General features: G+C 42.3%; 19 protein-coding genes and 1 tRNA gene. 5 read left to right on the forward strand and 15 right to left on the reverse strand.

The features are described 5' to 3' along the window. Positions 1-24: 24 nt before the first annotated feature. From Mia14_RS02785 to Mia14_RS02800, 5 genes are all read right to left on the reverse strand, one after another. Complete coding sequence (locus tag Mia14_RS02785; RefSeq protein ID WP_088820147.1) at positions 25-1,452, reverse strand: FAD-binding oxidoreductase; 1,428 nt, start codon at positions 1,450-1,452, stop codon at positions 25-27. A gap of 88 nt (positions 1,453-1,540) precedes the next feature. Further along, the gene (locus Mia14_RS02790) at positions 1,541-2,221 is read right to left on the reverse strand and encodes an HAD family hydrolase (protein WP_088820148.1); all 681 of its coding nucleotides are present in this window, start codon (positions 2,219-2,221) and stop codon (positions 1,541-1,543) included. Continuing rightward, positions 2,221-5,055: a leucine--tRNA ligase gene (leuS, locus tag Mia14_RS02795; protein ID WP_088820149.1), complete on the reverse strand. Its 2,835-nt coding sequence runs from the start codon at positions 5,053-5,055 to the stop codon at positions 2,221-2,223. Before leuS ends, Mia14_RS02790 begins: the two co-directional genes overlap by 1 nt. Before the next feature lie 194 nt (positions 5,056-5,249). Continuing rightward, on the reverse strand, positions 5,250-5,423 hold the full coding sequence (locus Mia14_RS05060; RefSeq protein WP_124216890.1) for a transposase: 174 nt from the start codon (positions 5,421-5,423) through the stop codon (positions 5,250-5,252). Continuing rightward, a complete protein-coding gene (locus Mia14_RS02800) occupies positions 5,402-5,656 on the reverse strand; it encodes a hypothetical protein (RefSeq protein ID WP_088820150.1) in 255 nt (84 codons plus the stop codon). The genes Mia14_RS05060 and Mia14_RS02800 overlap by 22 nt, the downstream gene beginning before the upstream one ends. Positions 5,657-6,201: 545 nt before the next feature. On the opposite strand from Mia14_RS02800, the gene Mia14_RS02805 reads away from it, so the two are divergent. Next, entirely contained in the window at positions 6,202-6,645 is a 444-nt protein-coding gene (locus Mia14_RS02805) for a hypothetical protein (protein WP_088820151.1), read from the forward strand. A 176-nt stretch (positions 6,646-6,821) separates the two neighbouring features. Then, a complete protein-coding gene (locus tag Mia14_RS02810) occupies positions 6,822-9,110 on the forward strand; it encodes an adenosylcobalamin-dependent ribonucleoside-diphosphate reductase (RefSeq protein WP_088820152.1) in 2,289 nt (762 codons plus the stop codon). Between the two features lie 6 nt (positions 9,111-9,116). Here the strand turns inward: Mia14_RS02810 and Mia14_RS02815 are convergent, their stop codons facing one another. Continuing rightward, positions 9,117-9,944, reverse strand: coding sequence for a hypothetical protein (locus Mia14_RS02815; RefSeq protein WP_088820153.1), 828 nt, complete (start codon positions 9,942-9,944; stop codon positions 9,117-9,119). Between the two features lie 80 nt (positions 9,945-10,024). Then, a complete protein-coding gene (locus Mia14_RS02820; RefSeq protein WP_088820154.1) occupies positions 10,025-10,894 on the reverse strand; it encodes a hypothetical protein in 870 nt (289 codons plus the stop codon). Between the two features lie 473 nt (positions 10,895-11,367). Between Mia14_RS02820 and Mia14_RS02825 the strand changes: the two genes are divergently transcribed. Beyond that, the gene (locus Mia14_RS02825) at positions 11,368-11,787 is read left to right on the forward strand and encodes a hypothetical protein (RefSeq protein WP_088820155.1); all 420 of its coding nucleotides are present in this window, start codon (positions 11,368-11,370) and stop codon (positions 11,785-11,787) included. A gap of 4 nt (positions 11,788-11,791) precedes the next feature. Here Mia14_RS02825 and Mia14_RS02830 read toward each other — a convergent pair whose 3' ends face one another. The 8 genes from Mia14_RS02830 to Mia14_RS02865 form a co-directional block, all read right to left on the reverse strand. After that, a complete protein-coding gene (locus Mia14_RS02830; protein WP_088820156.1) occupies positions 11,792-12,904 on the reverse strand; it encodes a DNA topoisomerase IV subunit A in 1,113 nt (370 codons plus the stop codon). Position 12,905: 1 nt separating this feature from the next. Next, a complete protein-coding gene (gene lonB / locus Mia14_RS02835; protein WP_088820157.1) occupies positions 12,906-14,843 on the reverse strand; it encodes an ATP-dependent protease LonB in 1,938 nt (645 codons plus the stop codon). Positions 14,844-15,123: 280 nt separating this feature from the next. Further along, positions 15,124-16,194 (reverse strand): glucose 1-dehydrogenase, encoded by a 1,071-nt coding sequence (locus Mia14_RS02840; RefSeq protein WP_198539370.1) that lies wholly within the window; start codon positions 16,192-16,194, stop codon positions 15,124-15,126. A 116-nt stretch (positions 16,195-16,310) separates the two neighbouring features. After that, positions 16,311-16,402 (reverse strand) — tRNA-Ile (locus Mia14_RS02845). Between the two features lie 195 nt (positions 16,403-16,597). After that, complete coding sequence (locus Mia14_RS02850; protein ID WP_088820159.1) at positions 16,598-16,780, reverse strand: hypothetical protein; 183 nt, start codon at positions 16,778-16,780, stop codon at positions 16,598-16,600. 212 nt (positions 16,781-16,992) lie between these two features. Next, positions 16,993-18,366: an Lrp/AsnC family transcriptional regulator gene (locus tag Mia14_RS02855; RefSeq protein ID WP_088820160.1), complete on the reverse strand. Its 1,374-nt coding sequence runs from the start codon at positions 18,364-18,366 to the stop codon at positions 16,993-16,995. Between the two features lie 273 nt (positions 18,367-18,639). After that, positions 18,640-19,986 carry an Lrp/AsnC family transcriptional regulator gene (locus tag Mia14_RS02860; RefSeq protein WP_088820161.1) on the reverse strand — a complete coding sequence of 449 codons (1,347 nt, stop codon included), beginning with the start codon at positions 19,984-19,986 and terminating at the stop codon, positions 18,640-18,642. Between the two features lie 164 nt (positions 19,987-20,150). Further along, a complete protein-coding gene (locus tag Mia14_RS02865; RefSeq protein ID WP_232780206.1) occupies positions 20,151-20,744 on the reverse strand; it encodes a thymidine kinase in 594 nt (197 codons plus the stop codon). 99 nt (positions 20,745-20,843) lie between these two features. Here Mia14_RS02865 and Mia14_RS02870 point away from each other — a divergent pair, with 99 nt between their 5' ends. Both Mia14_RS02870 and Mia14_RS02875 read left to right on the forward strand, forming a co-directional pair. After that, positions 20,844-21,176 carry a tRNA-binding protein gene (locus Mia14_RS02870; protein ID WP_088820162.1) on the forward strand — a complete coding sequence of 111 codons (333 nt, stop codon included), beginning with the start codon at positions 20,844-20,846 and terminating at the stop codon, positions 21,174-21,176. Positions 21,177-21,193: 17 nt separating this feature from the next. Then, positions 21,194-22,588, forward strand: a complete 1,395-nt coding sequence (locus Mia14_RS02875; RefSeq protein ID WP_088820163.1) for an APC family permease — start codon at positions 21,194-21,196, stop codon at positions 22,586-22,588. The last annotated feature ends 55 nt before the right edge of the window (positions 22,589-22,643 follow it).

Raw genomic sequence — 22,643 nt, forward strand, 5'->3', positions numbered from 1 at the left:
AATAATAAAAATAAAATTTAAAGATCACTGAAGATCGAATATCTTTCCAGGGTTAAGCATGCCCTTGGGATCGAATGCTTTCTTTATCCCTCTGAACAGGTCAAGGACTTCAAGGCTGTCCCTGTACTTGAGCTCATCCTTGAGATACTCCTTCTTCTCGTATCCTATTCCGTGCTCGGCCGACATGCTTCCTCCGTACTTTACCGCAATCATCGATATTTCTCTCTGCACGTCATCGGCTTTCTTTGCCTCCTCTGGGTTCTTCAGGTCCACTATTATGCTGTGGTGTATGTTGCCATCCCCGATGTGCCCGAATATCGTCATGTTCAGCTTGTACTTGTCTATAAGGGCGTTGATTTCCCTTATTGCATCTATCAGGTGTGTTGTTGGCATTGTCACATCCCCTGCTATCAATGACTGGTGCAGCTTTTGCGACTCGTCGTGCAGCACGTAATACATGTCCTGCCTTACCTTGAATATCTGGCTGTCCGCCATCTTGGCTGGATCCGTTGTCACCTCCATGAATACGGGATTGGACTTTGACAGCACCTCCTTGGCCCTCTCTACCTCTGAATCCAATGCAGCTTTCTGCGATGCTATATCAACCATAAGTACCGCGTTAGCCCCTTCTGGGAAAGGAATGTTTGCCCTGTTCCTCTTAATCGCTGCCATTGCTGATTCGCCTAGGAACTCCGCGCTTATCACTTGCAAGTTGGTCTTAAGTATGTTCTGCGTCGCCTCCCCATTCGATTCGTCAGTCTTGAAATAGCATCCAATCCTGAACGTTGCCTCTGGTATTGGAGTTATGTGCAATATCGCCTTTGTGATTATCGCAAGAGTGCCTTCGCTGCCAACAATGAGCTGCGTCAGGTTGTATCCGCTGTTGTCCTTTACTGTGCGCGATCCTAACTGCAACACCTTTCCGTTTGCGAGCACGACTTCAATCCCAAGCACCCAAGTCCTTGTGACACCCGTTGATACTGCTCTCATTCCTCCCGCATTTGTTGAAAGCGACCCTCCCACGCTTGCAACCTTTGAGCTTGCAGGGTCTGGGGGGTAGAAGAATCCATCCTTTGCCAATTGCGCATTCAGGTCATCCAAAACTACATACGGCTCTGTCACAACGTATCTGGCCGGCAGGTTGACTTCCAGCACCTTGTTCATCCTTGTTAAATCAAGGACTATGCTGTCCTTGACAGGCACTGTGCATCCTGTCAATCCCGTCCCTGAATCCCTTGCAACCACTTTTATATCGTTATCATAGCATAGCTTCATTACCTTGGAAACATCATCCGTGCTTCCCGGCCTGCACACCGCTATCGGCATCTCTCCTACATAATCCGATGCATCGTGCCTGAAAGGCTCTTTCTTTGAATCGTCGAGCAAGACATTCTCGGCCCCTATGGCTCCCACCAAGCCTTTAGTAAAATTCGCATATTTTTCTTCCACCATTTTATTACCGATTATTTATAGTTAAATAAATTTATAAATATTAATGAGATTGCCTTTATACATTAGGTCATGGATGCCTGCTTGAAAATCAGATATGCTTCTTGAACTCCTCCATGCTTCTGAATATGTAGGTCGGATCGGATTCCTTAAGGTCCTCCTTCCTGTCAAGTCCATCTGCTATTGCACAGCTTGCGACTCCAGCCCTCTTCGCGGTTACTATGTCATCCACCATGTCTCCTATGTAAAGGGTTCTTTTCTTGTCGGCACTTATACCTTTTATAAGGACCTCCAATCCAAGTGGGTTGGGCTTCAGCCTGTTGACCGACTGGGCGCTCAGCATTGCGGTGAAGTAATCGCCTATCTTAAGCATCTCCGCCTCCTTCATTATCCTATCCACATTCCCATTGGTGAACACTGCTACCGTTTTCCCTTTATCGTTCATCTCCTGCAGCATTTCCCTGACTCCGTTGTGCAGCCTTGGCCTTGTAAAAGAGAGTACAATGTTGATTGCAAGCGCATAGACCTTGTTCTTTATGTCCCTCTCAACTTTCCTCATTTTCCTTGAATCCCTGAAGTATATCTTGTAAAGCAGGCTTCCGGAGTTCTTTACCTCGTTCTTGACATTTCCCAGGTGCTTCATGCTCTCCCTGCGCTTGAACAGCAGCCTGAAATCCAGCTTTGAATCGAGCTTGCGCAGCTCTGTAGTTGTTATTATTGTCCCGTCCCAATCAAATATGAATGTGTCATATTTTTCTGCAAGCCCTCTCATCAGCCCCACTCCAGGATTATGGCGGGGCTTGTTGGGGAAGCCCGGAATGCCCTGCCCGAATCTGATTCCGCCTCTTTCTTTACCGATACCTCGAACATGTTATTTAGTTTGGATTTTATGTAGTCCTTCGATGAATTCAGCGTATTGTATTCGTCTTCAGATCCGTATTGCAAATCAGACAATGAATTTACGCTCTTGATCAATGATGACAGGTACTTTGAGAGGCTTTCCTTGCTTGTTGCTGAGAATTCCGGCAGGTTGATAACCTTTGACATGCTCTTGTACTCCTTCAGCTTGGCATATGCCTTGAACTTCCAATCGTCCGCAACTATTATTTCCGCTGACTTGACCGATTTGCCATTGTTGGCATCCATCTTTGATGTCAATTTCATAGTATTTGCTATGTCTTCTATCGTGGAGTTCAGCAGGCCCTCAAGCTGCTCTACCGAATCGTCTATCAAGCTCGCTTCAGGCTCTGGCCACTGCTGCTTTGACACGAATGTGTCGTTGCCCATCAGATGCCACAGTTCTTCCGCATTGTAAGGCATCACAGGTGAAAGCATCAGTATTACCTTGCTTAAGAAGTCACTCACCACTATTGAATTGTCTCCTCCTCTTTCTAAGTAGTACCTCAGTTCATTGATGGACCCGTAGAATATCGATATGTAGGCATCCCGTAGGTTGAACTTCTCGACCATTTCGGTTGCATCTCTTATCTTCCTGTTCAATTTCGAGTACAGCCAAAAGTCTATTGCCTTTAGTTCTCCTGAACCCATGCCTTTAAGCTTCTCCACTGCGGAATACAGGTAATCTATCTTCTGGTTTACGCTGTTTACGCTTTCGGTGTTAAACTCAGCTACCTGGTCCAGGTCTGAATTCACTATCTCTATGAACCTCAGTGTATCCGCCCCGTAAAGCTCTATTCCTTTCATTATCGGTATAACATTGCCTAGGCTTTTGCTCATCTTTACCCCTTCGTAGTTGACCAACCCATTGACAACTATCTGCTTTGGCCAATACTCTTCTGGGAATACTGCAAGATGGTTATATATGTACATCGTCAGGTGGTTAAACACCAGGTCCGATGCTGAATGCCTTGAAGTGAACTTGTACCAGTATGAGAATGAGTCCCTGCACTTCTTTAATACCTCATAGTCTATGCCTGTCGATTTTGACACCTCGTTGGCATCAAGCTTTCCGTAAACAACATAATCAAAGAAGTCTCCGTTAAGCTGTTCCGGCTTGGCCACACTTGACAGCACCGTATTTGATATTGTGTAGAACATTGGGTATATTGTGGAATCGGAGAGGGATTCTATTATGTGGCCATTGTCCAATGGGAACTTTGTGCCTAATCCCTGCGCCCTTTCCGCGGCCCTCAGGTCTATCCAGTCAACGGCAGCCATAAAGGCGTTTCTTGTCTTTTCAGGGTATATCAGCATCTCTGGTACATAGCTCTTTGTCTCCTCTTTCCAGCTTTTTTCTCCGTAATTTATGAACCATTGGTTCTTTACCGTGTGTACGACTACCCTTGCACCGCACCTGCAATACACAGGCTCCTCGTTTGATATTATGCTTACGTCAAATGCTTTGCCGCTTGAGGTTAGGTCCTTGCTTATTAATTCCCTCGCCTCATTTACTCCTTTGCCCTTGTAGTCGCCTATTAACATTGTGCCTTTGCGCAGCTCGTCCCTGTAGATATCCTTTGTTGCTGCATCAACATCATAGCTTCCATCCTCCTTTTTCTTGCCGTTTAGGTACTGCAGCGCAGGTGTCTCCGATGACTTCGATTCGTCCGGAGTTTCAAGGCACCTTATGTAGTCTTCGTATTTTACCCCTGTATCATAATTTGAATCCTTCAGCTTTTCCAGCTCATTGTAATCAAAAGGCGCATGCGAAGGTACACTCATCACTACACCTGTTGCAAAATCCGGCTTCACAAAGGATCCCGGCAATACAGGCACCTCCTTGCCGTCCATTGGGTTTATCGCTTTCCTTGCCAAAAGTTCCTCCCCGCTTATCTCGGATACCGCATCCATGTCAAACTGGTACTTTAGGATTCCGAAAGCTTCCTTGCTCATGTACACCTTTGTGCCCTTCATATCCGCTATGACATATTGCACCTTTGGGTTTACGAAAAGATTGGTGACTCCGTATATTGTTTCGGGCCTGTATGTGGCGCATGCGAAATAAGCATCGGAACTTGAATCCTTGAACTTTATTGCGACCAGCTTTGATATTTCAGGCTGTACATCGCCCTTCGTATCGTGCTGCCCTACAGCATTGCCCTCATTAGGGCACCACCCTACTGGATGCTCCCCAGTAACCAAAAGCTTTTTCTCATTGAGCTTTGAGAACTGCCATTCAACCATCTTGCTGAAAAAAGGGTTTATGGAATCGAACTTTCTCCTCCAGTCTACGCTGAACCCAGCATGCCTCATCCCTTCTTCGGTTATCTTCTCAAAGTAATCTGCCAGGAAGTAAGGATCGGACATCTTCTTGATGACCTCGGCATCCTCCACCCCCAGCTTCTTTAGCACACCTATTATTTCGGGCTCGTTTGATGCAATCCTCTTTGATATTGCGAGTATTGGCGTTCCGGTTTTATGGAAAGCCATAGGGTAAAGGACATTGAATCCTCTCATCCTCTTGTATCTTGCGTAGAAGTCGGCTGTGCCATAAGTCCTAAGGTGGCCTATATGAAGAGGCATATCCACATATGGAAATGCTGCAGTTACCAAAATCCCTTCCTTGTCATTGACATCAGATTCGAATAATTTGGCTTTCTCCCACTCAGATAGCCACTTTGACTGTATGCTGTTATGATCAATCATCAAGATGCACCCTTTAAATGTCCAATTAGATTGATTGGTTATTATTTTTATTTATATTGTTTGTATTAATGCCTTTTGCATTTTAAATACTTGTCTTTAGACAGCAAATATCCGCTAATATTATGCTTGGCAAATTTGGTGACATCCTCCCACCTGTAAACAGTGTGGGCTTCCGGGGTGGTTATGATTTGTCATCATGATGCCACCCAGGTAGTTCCTGCTTCATAGGCAACTGCCTCCCCTGCGGAAGGTCTTATGTCGTCTCTGCAAGCTTGACTTCCCGAATGCCCTTCGGTAGTTGGACTGATAGAGTCCAAAGCCCTTTTGAGTATATTCTGTGCCGCATTCACATCCCTGTCCATTGACATCCCGGATCCTCTAAATTAATTATAAGTGAGCTTCTTTTTAGACCAATCTCCTCTATTAGCTTTAAAATTATACTTGACTTGCCAGATCCCCTTATTCCTTTTACAACATTCACAGTAGGTACCTTGATGTTACTTTTAAGGGTAGCTATCGCATCTCTTTCATTTAGCTTGGTCTTAAAGTTGCCCCAATAATTGTAATCGTTCAGAATTTCAATAATCTTATCTGCATCCATTATAATAAATTTATTTTATATAGGGGGATATTTAAATTTGACTCATGCATAAGTCATTTTATTATAAATATGACTCATGCAATTATATATTTATGGTAAAATTTGCCATCTAAAGAAGTACAAATACAAATCGACCACTTGTAAATATATACAACAATTTCATAAATTTATTCATCTTATCTTAATTTTATTATTATGATAACATCTGCACTTAGGCCAATTGAATTGCAATAGGGAGGGATATCTTGCCATGACTGGGTATGGATTTCACAACTGAAAACTAGATATTAACAAAGTGAGCGGGAAATCCCACACGCTTCAGCGGTGGGATATAAGCCACTGCATAAATAGAAAGCCCCTTTTCCATCGGGGCGTATTGGCATCTGTTGTGTTTCACTTTGACTTCCTAAGATTACTTGGGAAGCTCACAGCCTTTAGGTGTTGGGGATATCACAAGTGCCTAAGAATTCAACTTCTTAGCCTTTTGCATTTTGCAAATCAATAAATATATATTTTTAGCATCACAATAGTACCTGTGCATTAAAATGCCAAAGAGATACAATTTGACAAAATTTGACGTTCTTTCGAATGCAATACACAAGCTTTCAGTAAAAGATTCGAGCATGGAATCAAAGAGGGATACGCGCAATGCAGACGCGTACAAATTTTCGGATGAGGATAATTTACTAAAGGCAGAAGCGATAATAATTGCTTCTTTTTCATCAGGGCACTCGTGGAAGACTTACAACGCCCTTACCAACAGGAGCATTGAGTTGAATTCCGACGAAGTGAAATCAGATTACAAAGAAGCGGAGAAAGAGAAGTGGAAGAGCATATCCGAATCTGACATAAAGGAGATACTGAACCTAAGGATATCTGATAACCTGTTCATGCAGTGGCTTTTCTTCAACGTGGACAAGGATGAACGTGAAATATACAAAAAGGCATGGGGCAAAATAAAGGAAGAGTTTGAGGAAATGTGCGATTAATCCTATCGTAAAACCTGGTGCTCCGAAACTTCCGCAAATCAAAAACCTGTCATAAAAACAGCATTTTCTAATGCATGGTTGTTATGGTTTTGTGACGTAAAACTTTAATAAAAAGGGTTACCCTTTTTTCAAATCGGTTTTTATATCTATTTTAAAAATTTTAGGATGTGGGTGAAATGTCAGCAAATAAAATTAGCACAAAAGTGGTAAAAAGAAACGGAAATGTGGTTGAATTTGACGAGAATCACATATTCGATGCAATACTAAAGGCGTTCAAGAGCGTCTATCCTGACAAATCTGCATCTTACACCAAAGAGCATACAGAGGAAGTAACAAAATCTGTTGTAAATGCCATATCTGGAATGAAGAAGGCAAAGATAAAAGTGGAGGAGATACAGGATATCGTGGAGAGCAAGCTTATGGGAAGCGAGCCAAAGGTCGCAAAGGCCTACATATTATACAGGCACAAGCATGCACAGGTAAGGCTTTTCAAGTCATCGCTTGGAATAGAGGATGACGACCTTAAGATGCCGTTGAACTCGTTGATAGTCCTGGCGGCCAGGTACCTGCTCAAGAATGAGGACGGCTCTTTGAAGGAAACACCAAAGCAGCTGTTCACCAGAGTTGCAAAGGCAGTAGCTTCTGCTGAAAAGAATTATGGAAAATCGGATGAGGAAGTTGAAAAGATAGAGCGCGAGTTCTACGAGGATATGACGCATTTCAATTTCATGCCCAACTCCCCAACCCTGTTCAATGCGGGAACGCCATTAGGGCAGCTCTCCGCTTGCTTCGTCCTTCCGATTGATGATTCGATGGGAGGCATATTTGATTCATTGAAGAACACCGCATTGATACACCAGTCTGGAGGCGGCACGGGCTTTTCATTCTCGAGGATAAGGCCCGAAAATGATTTCGTGAAAAGCACTGGCGGAGTAGCCTCAGGGCCGATATCTTTCATGAAGATATTCGATGCGGCAACGCAGGAAATAAAGCAGGGAGGCAAGAGAAGGGGGGCGAATATGGGAATATTGAGGATCGACCACCCAGACATACTGAATTTCATAGTCGCAAAGGAGAACGAAGGAGTTCTCCGCAACTTTAACATATCCGTTGCTATAACAGACGATTTCATGAGAACACTGCAGTCTGGGTCCGATTACAACCTTATAAATCCGAGGACACAGAAGGTAATGGGAAAGCTTAACTCAAATGCTGTATGGAACCTTATAGTCACCATGGCATGGAAAACAGGTGACCCCGGACTTGTGTTCATTGACAGGATGAACTCGACTTACTCGAACCCAGTTCCGAAGTACGGGCCTATAGAATCTACGAATCCGTGTGGGGAGCAGCCATTGTACCCATATGATTCATGCAATCTTGGATCAATAAACCTTGCCAACATGGTCAGAAGGGAGGATGGAAAGAGGGAAATCGATTGGTCAAAGCTGAAGCACACTATTCAATTGGGGACCAGGTTCCTGGACGATGTCATTGATGCCAACAAGTACCCAATACCCGAGATAGACAGGGTGAGCAGGGCAATAAGGAGGATAGGCCTAGGTGTCATGGGATGGGCTGACATGCTCATAGAATTAGGGATAAGGTATGACAGCAATGAGGCACTTATCCTTGCGGAGAACGTAATGGGGTTCATAACCGAAACGGCAAGGAAAGCAAGCGAGGACCTGGCGAAGGAGAAAGGAGAGTTTCCGGAATTCAAGAACAGCATCTGGTACAAGCTTGGCTACCCTCCATTGAGGAACTCCACTGTCACAACCATCGCCCCTACGGGAACGATAAGCATAATATCCGGAGGAGTGTCGCAGGGAATAGAGCCTATATTCTCCGTTGTGTACATGAGGAACGTCCATGAGAGCCTTGGATCTGACCTAATAGAAGTGAACAACGAGTTTGAGAATTATTCGATAGAAGAGGGATTCTATTCCGATGAGCTTATGAAGAAGATAGCCGGAAAGAACTCAATACAGGAGGTGGAAGAGATACCGGAAAGCATAAGGAAGATATTTGTTACGGCGTATGATGTCCCTCCTGAATGGCACGTGAAGATGCAGGCGGCATTCCAAAAGCATACCGACAATGCAGTGTCAAAGACGATAAACTTCCCTTCCTATGCAACACCCCAGGACATAGAGAAGGCTTACCTGCTTTCCTATAAGCTTGGATGCAAGGGAATCACCGTATACAGGGATAAGAGCAAGTCGGTGCAGGTCCTTGAGCTCGTCAACCAGCAGTCATCGAAGCAGTCGTCCCTTGCAGAGTCAAGGGCAAAGCACACCGCCGGAACGTCACACGAAGTTTCGCTGGACGAGGTAAAAAGGTCCGCTGTGAACTACCAGATCTCAGGCGACAAGGAGACATTGTGCCCTGAATGCGGGACTCCAATGATAGCGAGCGAAGGCTGCTACACCTGCCCTAACTGCGGCTACAGCAAATGCGAGTGAGAGGTTTTATCTTCTTTTATTTCTTTTATTTCTTCTCTTGCTTCTGCTTTTCATCGGTTTAACCTTCTCAATGCGTTTTTCGTTTCTTAGGCTTCTTTGATTGATGGAAAGTTTTGTCTTCTTCTCTTGGGCAGATTCAAAATGCCTTATAATGATTTTCCTGGTCCTGCCTTTTATCCTGCCGAAAGAGTCAAAGAGCATCACGAATCCGACTATCCCACATATGACAATCAGCCCGAATATGCTTGAGGCGAACGCAAGCGATGGGAATATTAGTGCTATATCGTAGTACTTGCCAAAGTTATAGACCACTTCAGTGTACCTTATCGAGATAACCAGTATCATGAAGATCGCTATGAATGCCATTGACCCAAATGCGATCTCCGTGTACTTGTGGCCCATCACAATTGAGGATATCATGTATACTATCCAGAAAAGCTCACCGAAACCGAGGAGTATGAAGAGCGATTCGAGATAGGAGTTCAGCATAAGGACAGACGCTATCACTATTACAATGCCCATAAAGACGGCAAGGGACAGCATCTTTATCAAGGTGCTTCTCCTTATTGAGCCCTTTCCCACTGTTTTCTCCCATAAGCGTATCATCCTGTTTATCTTAAGGCTAACAAAACTCGCGATTGATATCACAATGGTAACTATTATTATTGAAAGCCACACCGCCGTCGCGGATGGCGTGTTGTAGTTTACGTAGCCTATCGCATACATAAGCAGTGATCCTGCAAGCAGTGACAGCGAAAAGACGACTAAGGATATCCCTATCGCTCTTTTGTAAGAATATATCAGGTATTCGTGGAGCTCCTTTTCAAAATCCATAATCGTAATATCTGCACAGAAATTTATATACCTTATACAATAAGGGGTATTTCACGTGAAGCTGCGGCAGCCGCCTTGTGTCATGCCAACAGGGCCAATATAAGGTTCCCTGCCAATAGCGCTATTGCCACCCCGAGGAATATAGGAAGCGCAAAAGGGAATGCATCCTTGTACACAGGGAGTTTCTCGTTGAACCCCGACTCTTTCAATTCACTGATTGATTTGCCTGTGACCAGCCTTCCGAATGATTTCAGCTTTGACAGCCTGTCTAGATCCTCGTCGGACATCAGGTTTGTTGCTATCATGTCGCCTTCCTCGAGATCCGATATGTTCACATCCCTTATCATGGCCCTCATTATCTGCTTCTCGAACATCAGCAGAAGGAAGCTGAATACCGCCAGCACCAGTATTATGGCAAGAGTTATTATGTGGAATCCGAAATGGAGCACAAGGAATCCGTAGAACAGCACATAAACTATCAGGAACATCGAGGCCTTGAAGATATCCGATTTTGAGGTCTTCGCCTTTAATATGCTTCCGAACCTTGAGCTGTACTTTGGAAGGTAGTATATGGGCATTATCACTAGCGCCATTATGCCGGCGTTTATCAGTATTGAGAATATGAAAGGGAAATTGTACTGCGGGAAGTTCAATATCACTGATGGCTGGTATGGAAGCATCAACGAAATCGCGGCCAATTCGAATACGTCTGCGGCTCCAAGCTGGCCGTATTTGTAAAGCAGATAGCCTGCCCCGAATATAACCGCCGCTATAAGCAGGCTCACGGCTATTGTAGTGTAATTGAAGTAGATTATGGTGAGCGCAATCGCGTACGCGGTTGTCGCATAGACAAACAGGTCAGGGACATTCCTTTTGTTGAACAGGTCAAACAGCATATATGCGAAGGATATCACTAAGATGCTCGCTATCCTCAAATCGTAAAGTATCATCTATATCCTCTTGGGCATGTAAAATTACGGGCGTTGTAATCCTTAAACAATGAAGCTGAATAAATTTATTCAAAAAAGTATATATATGTTTACAAGCCCTCCTGCAACCGGTGGCTTTTGAATTTTTGTCTTTTTAACAAAGTGAGGGAAATCCCACACGCTTTAGCGGTAGGATGAAAGCGAACCGCTGTCTGGGTGTATGGTAAATCCAAGAGACATAAACGCGGCAATAAACATATTGCACGGGGCTACCCTTTGACAGAGGGGAAGTCACGCTCAGAGAGATATGACCTCTGCGGTTCAACAGGAACTGAAAAGTCGCATCGAGGAACAGGGAACCGATAAAACATGTCCTTTGCAGGATGTGGTGATTGCATGATGCAGAGGAAGCCCACACCACTTGCATGTGGGAGGATGTCACAATCTCGAAATGATTAATAATATTTATATCCCATTGGTAATCAGGTGTCTGAATGGCAATCTTAAGCATCTTTGGAAAGGAGGAAGATAAAGGCGATGAAAAACTCATAAACAGTGTACCATTTAAGCTGGTTACTGAATGGTTCCCCTACAAGCTTTATTCAAGCAGGAAAAGCTATGTAACATTGACTATGAAGATAAGCAACATCACGAAGGAGCCTCTGCTCACTTCTGTAACTCTGAGGCTCCCGAACCAGATAGCTTTTGACGAGACTGGTATATCCCATGAAAAGAGCTTCAGGCTAGGGTCATTGGAGCCGAATGAGGTAAAGGAACTACATGTGAACGTATACAACAACCTCAAGGCAGAAGCCGGGGATTACACAACTCTTGTAATAGCAACCGCCCATTACAAGGATTACGACCACGTGATAAATTCAATAAGGAAAAAAGAATTGATAAGCGTTGTATGACTTTTCACGGAAGGAAGTTCCCTTTCTTTATCTTGTCGTTTATATATTCGTCGACAAAGGAAAGCTTTGGCCCTTCAAGCGAGTTCTGCTCGAGCTTCTTCTTCATCTTGAGGACCAGGTTCAGCTCGTTCACCCATTCTGGATACCTGCTGATCCAAGGATAGTTAAGCATCTCCTGCGCCTTCTTTATGTCCATATCGTTTGCCTTCATGGTCAGCCCTTTTAGGAATGGGTACGCCTCCAGATCCGACATGGTGACACCGATGAACTTGGCCTTTGGGGTTGCAAGGTCATCGCTTATGTAAGCAAGGTTTATGCTGCCCGTCTTTATCGTCCAGTATATGTACCATCCCCATGCATCGCAGTCGTTGAAAACATAGATTGGCAAGCCTTTATCCGATAGCTTCCTTATAAGCCTCCTTGTCCCTCTAGCGGCCTGGCCCATGGGTGATATTATTATAGCGTTCTCCTTCTTCCAGAACTTGTCCTCGTTGAGCCTGTACCACAGCGCATCCTTCTCAACAACCAATACGTAGTCTGCATCTATGTCCACAAATTGTATATCGTTGTCCACATCGCTTGGTATGGCCCATCCGCTCCTCCCTGTCTTAGCACCGTCTATCTCTACGGTTTCATCCCCAAACTTGTCTATTATGCGCATGTTTCCTACTAGCACTCCCTTCCTGTTCGCGTTGAGGTTCAGCTGCTCCCTCCTCAGATCAAGCGCTACCTCAAGGTCCTCTATCAGCGGGTTGGATTCGGACTGCTCGTTGAATATGTTCTCGTCCAGGTCATCCCCAAGCGAATATTTCAGCTGGTAAAACAGGTCCCTTATTGTTGCATGCTGGTTCTGCTTTATGAAGCTGTAGCACTTCGCAGCTATCGCTATTGTCTGCATGAATCCTTTAGACTGAGAGACGTTGATGAAGCTGTGCTCCTCCTTGGAGTCGCCAAGAGTCAGGAATCCCTTGGACTTGTCGAAGACGACGTTTGTCCTGCTCCTTACAGAGGTCTGGAAGGAAGGGTTCTTGTCGGAAAATATATCCCTGATCAGCATATTCCCGAATTCCCTAAGCACGTCTTCGGTGATCCGGGTTTTCGGGCTTTCGTCAGGCATATTACTCTCTCTCGTATTTTTCAAGCGACTTTACTATCTCGTCCCTCTTCTTGCTCGGCTTTATCGCATATTTTATCACTTCCGCGAATGTCGATACAGGTATAAGCTTTATCAGCTTGGCTTTGTCCTTGTCCAGGTACACATCTTGCAGGTTGCTCTTCGGAAGTATGACCGCTTTCATATGCGACTGTATTGCTGCCTCGACTTTGCCGGTGACCCCTCCGACAGGAAGAACATTCCCTCTTACTGAGAGCGACCCTGTCATTGCAAATGACTGGTCTATTGGAAGATCTTCAAGAGCGGAGAGTATGCTCAGCGCGACCGAGACGCTGGCGCTGTCCCCTTCAATGCCTTCATAGGTCTGGAGGAACTGTACGTGGACATCATACTTTGATATGTCGGCACCTATATGCTTCTTTATTATTGCGCTCACGTTCTTTACGGCCTCGCTGGCTATCTTACCAAGCTTTCCGGTAGGTATGAACTTGCCTTCAGCCTTTGAGCCCGCTGGGGTTACTTCTGATACTATCGGAACTATTATTCCCGCAGAAGTCGCAGTTGCACCAAGCACTGCCAATCCGTTTACCCTTCCTATCTTGTATCCGGATGCCTCGAATACTTTGTACTCTTCCCTGTCCTTGAGCATCTGGTCTACCATCTGCGATTCCACGGGGCTTGCTAGTTTCCTTGCGTCAAGTACGTCTTTCTTTGTAACCAGCTTCTCTTTCCTTTCTATTGCAATATCCCCTGCTGCTCTTATCAATCCGCCAAGGTCTCTCAGTTCCAGAGTAAGGCTGTCCTTCTTACCTGCCCTCCTCTTGGCTTCCTCTATGGTCTGGTATACCGCATCCATTTCGAACGGCGGTATCTTTTTGTCCTTTTTGACCTCCTGCGCTATGAATTGTATAAGCTGGTTCCTGTTTTCAACTGTGTCTGGCATTGTCGTCTGCATGTAAACCTCGTAACCATAACCTCTTATCCTTGACCTAAGCGCGGGATGCATCCTCTTTATATCCTGCACATTCCCTGCGGCAACCAATATGAAGTCGCTTGGCACTGGCTCCGTCCTGACCAATGCGCCTGAGCTAAGCTCGCTCTGGCCTGTAATGGGGTATTTCTTCTCCTGCATCGCGGTAAGGAGTTCTTCCTGCGAATGAAGATCCATGCTTGATATTTCATCTATGAAAAGCACGCCTTCGTTTGCCTTGTGTATTGCGCCGCTCTCCACCCTGAGATGTGCGGGCGTCCCCAAACCTCCAGTCTGTAATGGATCATGCTTCACATCACCGAACAATGCTCCAGCCCTTGAGCCTGTTGCATCTATGAATGGCGCTGTCTGCCTGCCCGTATTGTCAACGATCAACTTGGGCTCGCTGTTCTCTCCTAATGTCATTATTCCGGGGCGCTTTGTCAATCCTGCCGTGAACATGAACACTGCCCCGAATATCATGATTCCAAGTATAAGCGCTGATATAACTATCAGGTCATATCCCTTGATGTATCCGCTGAATGACAATCCTACAAGTATAAGCACAAGCACGAACACTATCGTGGTTATTATGGATGATCCTCCCGAATTCAGGTTTATCCTTGAATTCATCCTGCTCTTCATAACTATCTGCCTGCCCTGCCCGTCCAGCCCTTTCTTCATCGCTTCCGGATCAGGGTACGTCTTCACCTCCTTTATAAGAGGCATATTTTCATCATTGGTATTCTTGTATACAAGGACATCCTCAAGATTGCTCACTGGGAGAAGCTCGGCCATAGCCTGCGCGAGCATGGTCTTTCCGGTGCCAGGCTCTCCAATCAGAAGCACATTCCTCCGCTGCTTCGCTGCTTTCTTGACTATCTCTATTGCGTTTTTCTGGCCTATTACCTGGTCTATAAGCTTTTTAGGTATAGCAATATCGTCAGTGGTTTTAAACTTCAATTCTTTCATCGTTATCTCCTCGTACCGCCATAATATTATGGCAGTATACAGCAATTCTATAAATAAACTTTGAACCTGTTATTGCTATTTTTAATCCCGCGATTTATTTGCTTTTTTAATGGAAGGGGTTTCCTTTTATACAATTTAACGGGTTCACCTTTATATATCTTTTAGTTTAGTTTTAATCGTAGATTACAATTATCTAATTGCTGTAAGGTATTTGACAGAAATGCAATACAAGCAAAATACAGATTATGCAACTTTTGGCTTTTGGAATTAAGGCATAAAACTAAAATTCTATAACGGATTTTAAGCCCTTCTGGTTTTTGACATCATCTTTTGTTAGATCGCCTATCTTTATTCTTTTGGTTATAAAGAGCTTCAGAACGTCTCCGTAAGCGGATTTTATCCTTGCCATATCTGAAACCCCGTTTACGAAATAGGATTTGTTGGCGTTTACAACCCCTACTATCACCCTGTTGTTTAGGACCATATTGTAATTTAATCTTGCCAGATCCATGTCGTTGATGAACTTTCCACCTGTTACGCTCAAAAGCGCTATTACCGAGTTCACTCCGGCCAAATCAAAAACCTCCGGCAAAACCTCTGGGCTTCCTGTTGCCTCTACAACTATGTCTATCTGCTTGTCCTTCTCAATTATGCCCATCGGGCTTTCTTTCTTTGAATTTACATGGATTATCCCTACCTTGGATATTATTTGACCTTTAGCGTCATCCTCGTGGTCGGTTCTATCTATAGCGTATACTTTCATCCCTCTCAGCTTTAGCAATATCGCTGTCAGCAATCCTACGGGGCCCGTACCGAATACGACCGCAACTTTAGGCTCCCATAACATCCTTTCCTGTATCTTGAACACCTGCTTTACCGCTTTCTCCGCGATGGTCATCGGCTCTAGAAGAACAGCTTCTTCGCTTAACTCATCTGGGATTACGATCAGATTCTCTGGCTTTTCAGTGTAATACTCCGACATGTAGCCGTCCAATCCTTTTATACCTCTTTCCTTGTAATTTCCGGTAAGGCACATGTCCGATTCCCCTGCTAGGCAGTTGATGCAATTGTCGCCTCTCCTGACTGTTGCGACTACCTTGTCACCGACTTTTACCCCTTCTGCCTTATCCCCCAAAGCCACAACTACGCCAAATGATTCGTGCCCTATTACCAGCCTTTTCAGCCCCTCTGGAGGCTCGCCATACAATCCTTCATCAATCTCCTTATCGGTACCGCATATGCCTACGCGGATCACTTTTATGAGCGCTTCGTCTTCCTTTGGTTTCGGCTCTGGTATGTCCTCAATATGCAAACTGTCTTTTTTTAATGGGAAAACAACTACTGCTTTCATATCAATCATCAATTACTAAGAACAGAAGAAATATCTTAACCCTATTTGCCAAAAACTTTTATTTTATAGCGCAAACGGCAAAATTAGATTGAATTTGTTTATCTGCTTTTCTAAAATGGGCCCGCGGAGATTTGAACTCCGGACCTCTCGATTTCAAAATTTAATTTTTTATCAGTCGAGCGCTCCAACCAAGCTAAGCTACGAGCCCATAAGTACTGCAAAGAGATTTAAAAAGCAAAATATTAAATATTTGCTAATTTTTCCTGTTAAAATAGGATTTGGCATTTTGCATGCTTTAGTGTATTACATTTATGAATTTACCGGCAACATGCCACATAATAAAAACATAAAACATTAGGATATTTTAACATTCTAATTTGGTACACAGATTAATTATTTTGATTTATCCGTTTATTTGTATTCGATTCTTAGTACTCTCTAATTTTTTCTTTCCGCTTTTATTTAATTTCCTACTGGCTTCAAAAATTAGAAATTTTCTATCTAGAAATTTAAGTTCCAGTCTCTGTCCATATGTACTTTTTAGTCCATTGAATGCTTCTTGGACTTTTTCTGGAACTTCCACCATTTAGAGGCCTTAGTGCAATACAACACATTAAAATTATTTATTGGTTGCTTGCATCAATTGATTAAGTATTTTTGGAACTGTTTTTACTAAATTATACTTAAAAGGTCTAGAGATCTCTTTAAATTAGTTCCTCTAATTTTAGAATCGGGTAAGGGTATAAAAATGGTTGGTGGGTATTAGATAATATAAATTTTTATAACCTGGTTTATTGTTCAAACACCATATGAGACTCTTTTCTTTGGCGATATGGATTTCCTTTTTACAAGATTTATATACTGCATGCTGTAAAGATTGTCAAACTTTCTGTAATCAATATCCCCAACTATTGCTTTCTCAACGATTAATGAATCGAATTTTACTCCTTTTATTATCTCTGAAAGCTCACTTTTGATTTTACCTATGTCTTTTTCATTAAGAATGGGGAAAAGATACAATATGGCATTAGGAATTTCCATATCACAGATGTAAGAGAACCTATTAATCAGGTACTCTGGTTCATCTATTATATATTTACGGTGGTTATCCCTAAACCTCATAAACTCTGTATAATTGATCAAAACTGCAATTAATGCCATATCATATTTCTTGTTGATATTCTTTACCATTAAAGTTGGTCTTGATATTACGTTCTTCCCTTCTTCGTTTTTAAGATCATTATATGCTTTCTTTGCACTGCCTGCGGGAAGATTGTACTTTTTGTCTATAGATGATAAACTCTTTCTACTATTCTCGTTAAGTTCACGAAGAAGTGCGTACTCTCTATAGGTTAAACTTGACAGATTATGTTTCTCGCCCTTCTTTTTCCTTTGCCAGACCTTTTCTTTAAGTGCATCAAAGAACTCCTGCCTTAATGGTATAAAACCGTAACTACCGGCTATGGGAGTTATGTACCATTCTGCTTCTATATCATTTAAGGCTTCAGAAGTCCTTATGTTATCAAGGACTTCTGCAACGACATTGTTGTTTTCTGCAACACAGAAAATTACCAGATCATAGATTCCCTTGGTTGCAAGTGCAAGCTGGACCATCGGATTTTTACTTATTCCCTCTTTTATCTTTTCAAAGTTAAGCTTATCCCTTGTGAATTTTGCAAGAATCATATATTCGGAGAATCCAAGATTGTTCATGTTTAATTCAAGCGTATACTTTATCCCAAGCAGTCTTTCAAGCCTCTCTATCCGGTATTCGAGTGCATGGATTGATATTCCGGTTATTTCAGATAGTCCTTTAAGGGAAAGCCTTGAATTCATGCTCAAGGCCTTAAGCAATTTTATATCGTTATTCTTTAAAGTAAGTTTTTTGTTTGGAGATTTATTTTCTTCAACATTATTGTTAATCTTGAGTTTCTCACCATTTCCAAATTTTAAATTCTTACGCTTAGGCCTTGCAGGAACTATAAATCCGTCCTTTGTTATATATCCTATATAATTGGTTACTCTTATTGGCTCGTTGCTTTGACTATCCTCCTTATAAGTTACTTCAAAAATACGAAATTTGCCATTTAAGAACTTCAATTCTGCATCGCGCCCATATGCATCCTTTAGCTCTTGAAACGCTTTTAAGACTTTTTTCGGAAATTTTACCATTCAGATGCCTTAAATTAATATAACATATTGGTTATTTATTAATTGCCAATAGGTAACTAAAAAATTTGAAGATAAAAGTTTTTACTAAATTATACTTTAAAAGGCAGAAACTTATTTAAATTAATCTGCTCCATTTTCCTTTGTAATGTTTAAAAAGGGTGAGAATATGGAAAAAGGACCAGCAGGTGGAGGATAAATAGTATTAATTTAAGTAGTATTTTTTAATATTAGTAAGGTTTTCTGGTTTAAATTCTATGTTAATCTAATTTTATATCAATTAAATTGTATCCTTTGTTGTGGCCGAATCGATTTCCTTTTTACAAGATTTATATACTGCATGCTGTAAAGATTGTCAAACTTTCTGTAATCAATATCCCCAACTATTGCTTTCTCAACGATTAATGAATCGAATTTTACTCCTTTTATTATCTCTGAAAGCTCGTTCTCGGTTTTCTCAATGTCTCCCTCTTTAAGTGCAGGGAAAAGGTAGAATATGCCATTAGGGGTCTCCATATCACAGATGTAAGAGAACCTATTAATAAACCGATTAGGCTCATTTATTATATATTTATGGTGGTTATCCCTAAACTTCATAAACTCGGTATAATTGATCAAAACTGCAATTAATGCTATATCATATTTCTTGTTAATCTTCTTTACCCTTAAAGTTGGCCTTGATATAACATTCTTTCCTTCTTCATTTTTAAGATCCTTATATGCTTTCTTGGCACTGCCTGCGGGAAGATTGTACTTTTTATCTATGGCTGATAAACTCTTTTTACTATTCTCGTTAAGTTCATGAAGAAGTGCGTACTCCCTGTACATTAAACTTGATAGACTTGGGCGTTCTCCCTTCTTTTTCCTTTGCCAGACCTTTTCTTTAAGTGCATCAAAGAACTCCTGCCTTAATGGTATAAAACCATAGTCACCAGAAATAGGAGTTATGTACCATTCTGCTTCTATATCATTTAAGGCTTCAGAAGTCCTTATGTTATCAAGGACTTCTGCAACGACATTGTTGTTTTCTGCAACACAGAAAATTACCAGATCATAGATTCCCTTGGTTGCAAGTGCAAGCTGGACCCTCGGATTCTTTTCCAAGAAATCTCCTATTTTCTCAAAGTTGGGTTTACTCCTTGTGAATTTTGCAAGAATCATATATTCGGAAAATCCAAGATTGTTCATGTTTAATTCAAGCGTATACTTTATCCCAAGTAGTCTTTCAAGCCTTTCGATGCGGTATTCGAGTGCATGGATCGATATCCCTGTTATCTCTGATAATCTTTTAAGAGAAAGCCTTGAGTTCATGCTCAAGGCCTTAAGCAATTTTATATCTTCATCGCTTATATTGTTCCCTGTTATATTTTTGCTCTTCCGCTCTTTTTTCTCCTTATTGCTTATCTTTTTATAAACAAGGGATGCCTGCTTTGAATCTGCAAGTATAACTATCCCGTTTGAGGTTATTCGGCCAATATAGCTATCGGATTCACTAGACTCTTCATTGCTATTAGTAAGAAAGACGTAGAACTCGTTGTCTATTATCTTAAGTTCCAAGCTCTGCCCATATATGCCTTTTAACTCGTTGAATGCTTCTTGGACTTTTTCTGGAACTTCCACCATTTAGAGGCCTTAGTGCAATATAACGCATTAAAATTATTTATTGGTTGCTATAGGCAGCAGTTTGAAGATTTTGGTATTGTACCTTTATGAATATTGAAACGCTTCTTGTTTACGATCTTGAAATTGCAATACATAAAGAGCGAAAAAAAGTATTAAATTGATAGTCAAAAATGTATTATTCGTGTTGGCTTTACATAACAGTTCCTGCATCTTGGCTCGTACAATCCCTTTCCGCCTATTTTTATTATAGCTCCAAAATATGGCTTTCCATCATTTATCCTTTGTGTAAATGTGGCATCCTCTCCGCATTTCGAGCAAACGGCAGTAAGCGAATATATTTCATCTGAAATGCCCAAAATCTTTTTCGTAATTGCAAAGGGTTTCCCAAAATGGTCCCTGTTCAACGCAGAGCAGTAGATAGTTTTTCCAGAAAATGCGAGGTCTTCTATGAAATCGTCAATATGCGAGGATTCCTTCCAGAATTGAACTTCGTCAAACCCGATTATATTTATGCCTTTTATTTTACCCTTGATCGAATCCCTAGAGTCCAATCCAATTGGGGATCTTATTGCATTCATCTTTATTCCGTTGTGGCTTGTAACCTCGTTTTCAGAATACCTGAAATCTATATTTGGCTTAAATAATGCAACCTTTCTTCCAGCTCTCATATGCCTTTCAAGGAGCTCTATCAGCCTGGAGGTTTTTCCGGAGAACATAGGGCCTGTTATAGTTATTACTTTACCAATCTTATTACCCAATAAAGCACCACTTATTTATCCAAGTATTGATTAAAATATTTTCTGTTAATTTTAGATAGTTTTAAAAGCAAATCATTCAAATTCATAAAGTGTGTATTTATGGCTGACTTCAGCAATTTCTCAAACCTCGACATAAGAGTAGGAAAGATATTAGAAGCAAATGAATTCCCCGAGGCTAAAGTACCCTCTTATAAATTGAAAGTTGATTTTGGAAGCGGAATAGGGATTAAAAATTCCTCCGCGCACATAACAAACTATAATATAAAAGACCTCGAAGGCAAGAGGGTGATAGGCGTAGTTAACTTTCCCCCTAAGCAGGTAGGCCATTTCCTATCTGAAGTGCTTATATTGGGAGTGATGACGGATTCTGGAGTAAAGCTCTTGTCCGCAGATGATATAGACAATCTTGAGTTGGGTAGCAAGATAGGCTAAGGCGAAGGTGCATATCCTTGGAATATACTTTGAACAAGGTCCTTGGGCTAAGGGACGCAGTAATAATCAACCTTGGCGCAATAATAGGCGCAGGCATATTCGTCATAATAGGCTTGGCTATAGGAAGGTCGGGGCCTGCAATAATATTGTCAATACTCCTTTCGGCCTTCATAGCGATACTTACAGGATTGAGCTTCTCGGAGATTGCAAGACATACTTCAAAAGAAGGGGGAGTGTATGAATATGGAAAAGAGGCATTCACCCCAGCCGCAGGATTTGTCGGAGGCTTGATGTGGACATTCAGCAACATGATAGCGATATCCGCGGTTGCATTGAGCTTGGGGCAGTATGTAGATTCATTCCTGAGCATAAAAACCCCTGCCATGTTTTTTGCAATACCTGCAATAGTGATCTTTGCATTGCTGAACATATTTGGGATAAAGAATTCCGCGAAGACTCTCACAGCATTGGTTGCCCTGAACATAATCATACTTGTGCTTTTCATAATGTTCGGGCTTACGCATTTTGCAATCTCCAATTTTACTAATTTCGCCCCAAATGGTTTCAATGGAATTCTTGCTGGATCTGCATTGATATTCTTTGCATTTACCGGATTTTCAAGGGTCACGACAATTGGTGACGAGGTAAAGGATTCGGAGAAGACGATACCAAAGGCTATAGTGGCATCGATATTGATATCGGCCGTAATATACATTGCGATAGCCGTTGTCGCTGTTGGTTTGCTTCCCTACCAGGATATAGCTTCATCCGCTGCTCCTTTGTCTGCGGCAATAGCCGTATTGCATAATCCCATAATTGATCTAATAATTGCATTTGGAGGTATTACCGCAACGGCTGGCGTTGTTCTTACTGGGATATTAGGGACAAGCAGGGTGTTATTCGCAATGGGCAGGGACAACGAGCTTCCCGGCCAGATTGCAAAGATAGACCGGTATTCAACGCCTCAAGTAGCAATAGTGCTTTCCGCCATAATAGCAATAGTATTCATATACTTTGTATCGTTTTCAACAATAGTTGAGGCCTCCAATGCGGCTGTCCTAATAGCTTATGCGATAATCAATGTGTCCGCATTGGTATTGTGGAACAGGCTCAGGAAGGAGGAGATAAAGACAAACAAGCTGATAAGGAGAAGCTACTTCTTCATAATACCTATATTGTCCGTGATAACAATAGCGGTAACGATAGCTTACCTTGGCTATATCGCATTGGAGTCAAGCTTCGTAATATTCGTTGCTTTTTCCTTGATATATTTAGTAAAATACGGGATTTCCAAATCAGGCCATGGGGTATCGGCAAATGAGCATGTGCCATATGTCAGCATGGTCCGGCTTTTCGGAAAGAGCAGGTCGGAATTTTCGAAGCTTGTCAATTCCGGAAGGTACAAGCCTTGAGCTAATATTCAACAACCGAAGTTGAATCCTTAAGGCGCTTGTTTGCTGGTAAAAT

It is taken from the genome of Candidatus Mancarchaeum acidiphilum (assembly GCF_002214165.1).
GTDB lineage: Archaea > Micrarchaeota > Micrarchaeia > Micrarchaeales > Micrarchaeaceae > Mancarchaeum > Mancarchaeum acidiphilum.

What these genes read in the sequence shown, in the direction of transcription:
- lonB (WP_088820157.1), bottom strand. Translation starts at nt 14,843, where the DNA reads ATGAAAGAATTGAAGTTTAAAACCACTGACGATATTGCTATACCTAAA.
- Mia14_RS02840 (WP_198539370.1), bottom strand. Translation starts at nt 16,194, where the DNA reads ATGAAAGCAGTAGTTGTTTTCCCATTAAAAAAAGACAGTTTGCATATT.
- leuS (WP_088820149.1), bottom strand. Translation starts at nt 5,055, where the DNA reads ATGATTGATCATAACAGCATACAGTCAAAGTGGCTATCTGAGTGGGAG.
- Mia14_RS02800 (WP_088820150.1), bottom strand. Translation starts at nt 5,656, where the DNA reads ATGGATGCAGATAAGATTATTGAAATTCTGAACGATTACAATTATTGG.
- Mia14_RS02825 (WP_088820155.1), top strand. Translation starts at nt 11,368, where the DNA reads ATGGCAATCTTAAGCATCTTTGGAAAGGAGGAAGATAAAGGCGATGAA.
- Mia14_RS02860 (WP_088820161.1), bottom strand. Translation starts at nt 19,986, where the DNA reads ATGGTGGAAGTTCCAGAAAAAGTCCAAGAAGCATTCAACGAGTTAAAA.
- Mia14_RS02820 (WP_088820154.1), bottom strand. Translation starts at nt 10,894, where the DNA reads ATGATACTTTACGATTTGAGGATAGCGAGCATCTTAGTGATATCCTTC.
- Mia14_RS02790 (WP_088820148.1), bottom strand. Translation starts at nt 2,221, where the DNA reads ATGAGAGGGCTTGCAGAAAAATATGACACATTCATATTTGATTGGGAC.
- Mia14_RS02785 (WP_088820147.1), bottom strand. Translation starts at nt 1,452, where the DNA reads ATGGTGGAAGAAAAATATGCGAATTTTACTAAAGGCTTGGTGGGAGCC.
- Mia14_RS02855 (WP_088820160.1), bottom strand. Translation starts at nt 18,366, where the DNA reads ATGGTAAAATTTCCGAAAAAAGTCTTAAAAGCGTTTCAAGAGCTAAAG.
- Mia14_RS02815 (WP_088820153.1), bottom strand. Translation starts at nt 9,944, where the DNA reads ATGGATTTTGAAAAGGAGCTCCACGAATACCTGATATATTCTTACAAA.
- Mia14_RS02850 (WP_088820159.1), bottom strand. Translation starts at nt 16,780, where the DNA reads ATGGTGGAAGTTCCAGAAAAAGTCCAAGAAGCATTCAATGGACTAAAA.
- Mia14_RS02870 (WP_088820162.1), top strand. Translation starts at nt 20,844, where the DNA reads ATGGCTGACTTCAGCAATTTCTCAAACCTCGACATAAGAGTAGGAAAG.
- Mia14_RS02810 (WP_088820152.1), top strand. Translation starts at nt 6,822, where the DNA reads ATGTCAGCAAATAAAATTAGCACAAAAGTGGTAAAAAGAAACGGAAAT.
- Mia14_RS02805 (WP_088820151.1), top strand. Translation starts at nt 6,202, where the DNA reads ATGCCAAAGAGATACAATTTGACAAAATTTGACGTTCTTTCGAATGCA.
- Mia14_RS05060 (WP_124216890.1), bottom strand. Translation starts at nt 5,423, where the DNA reads ATGTCAATGGACAGGGATGTGAATGCGGCACAGAATATACTCAAAAGG.
- Mia14_RS02830 (WP_088820156.1), bottom strand. Translation starts at nt 12,904, where the DNA reads ATGCCTGACGAAAGCCCGAAAACCCGGATCACCGAAGACGTGCTTAGG.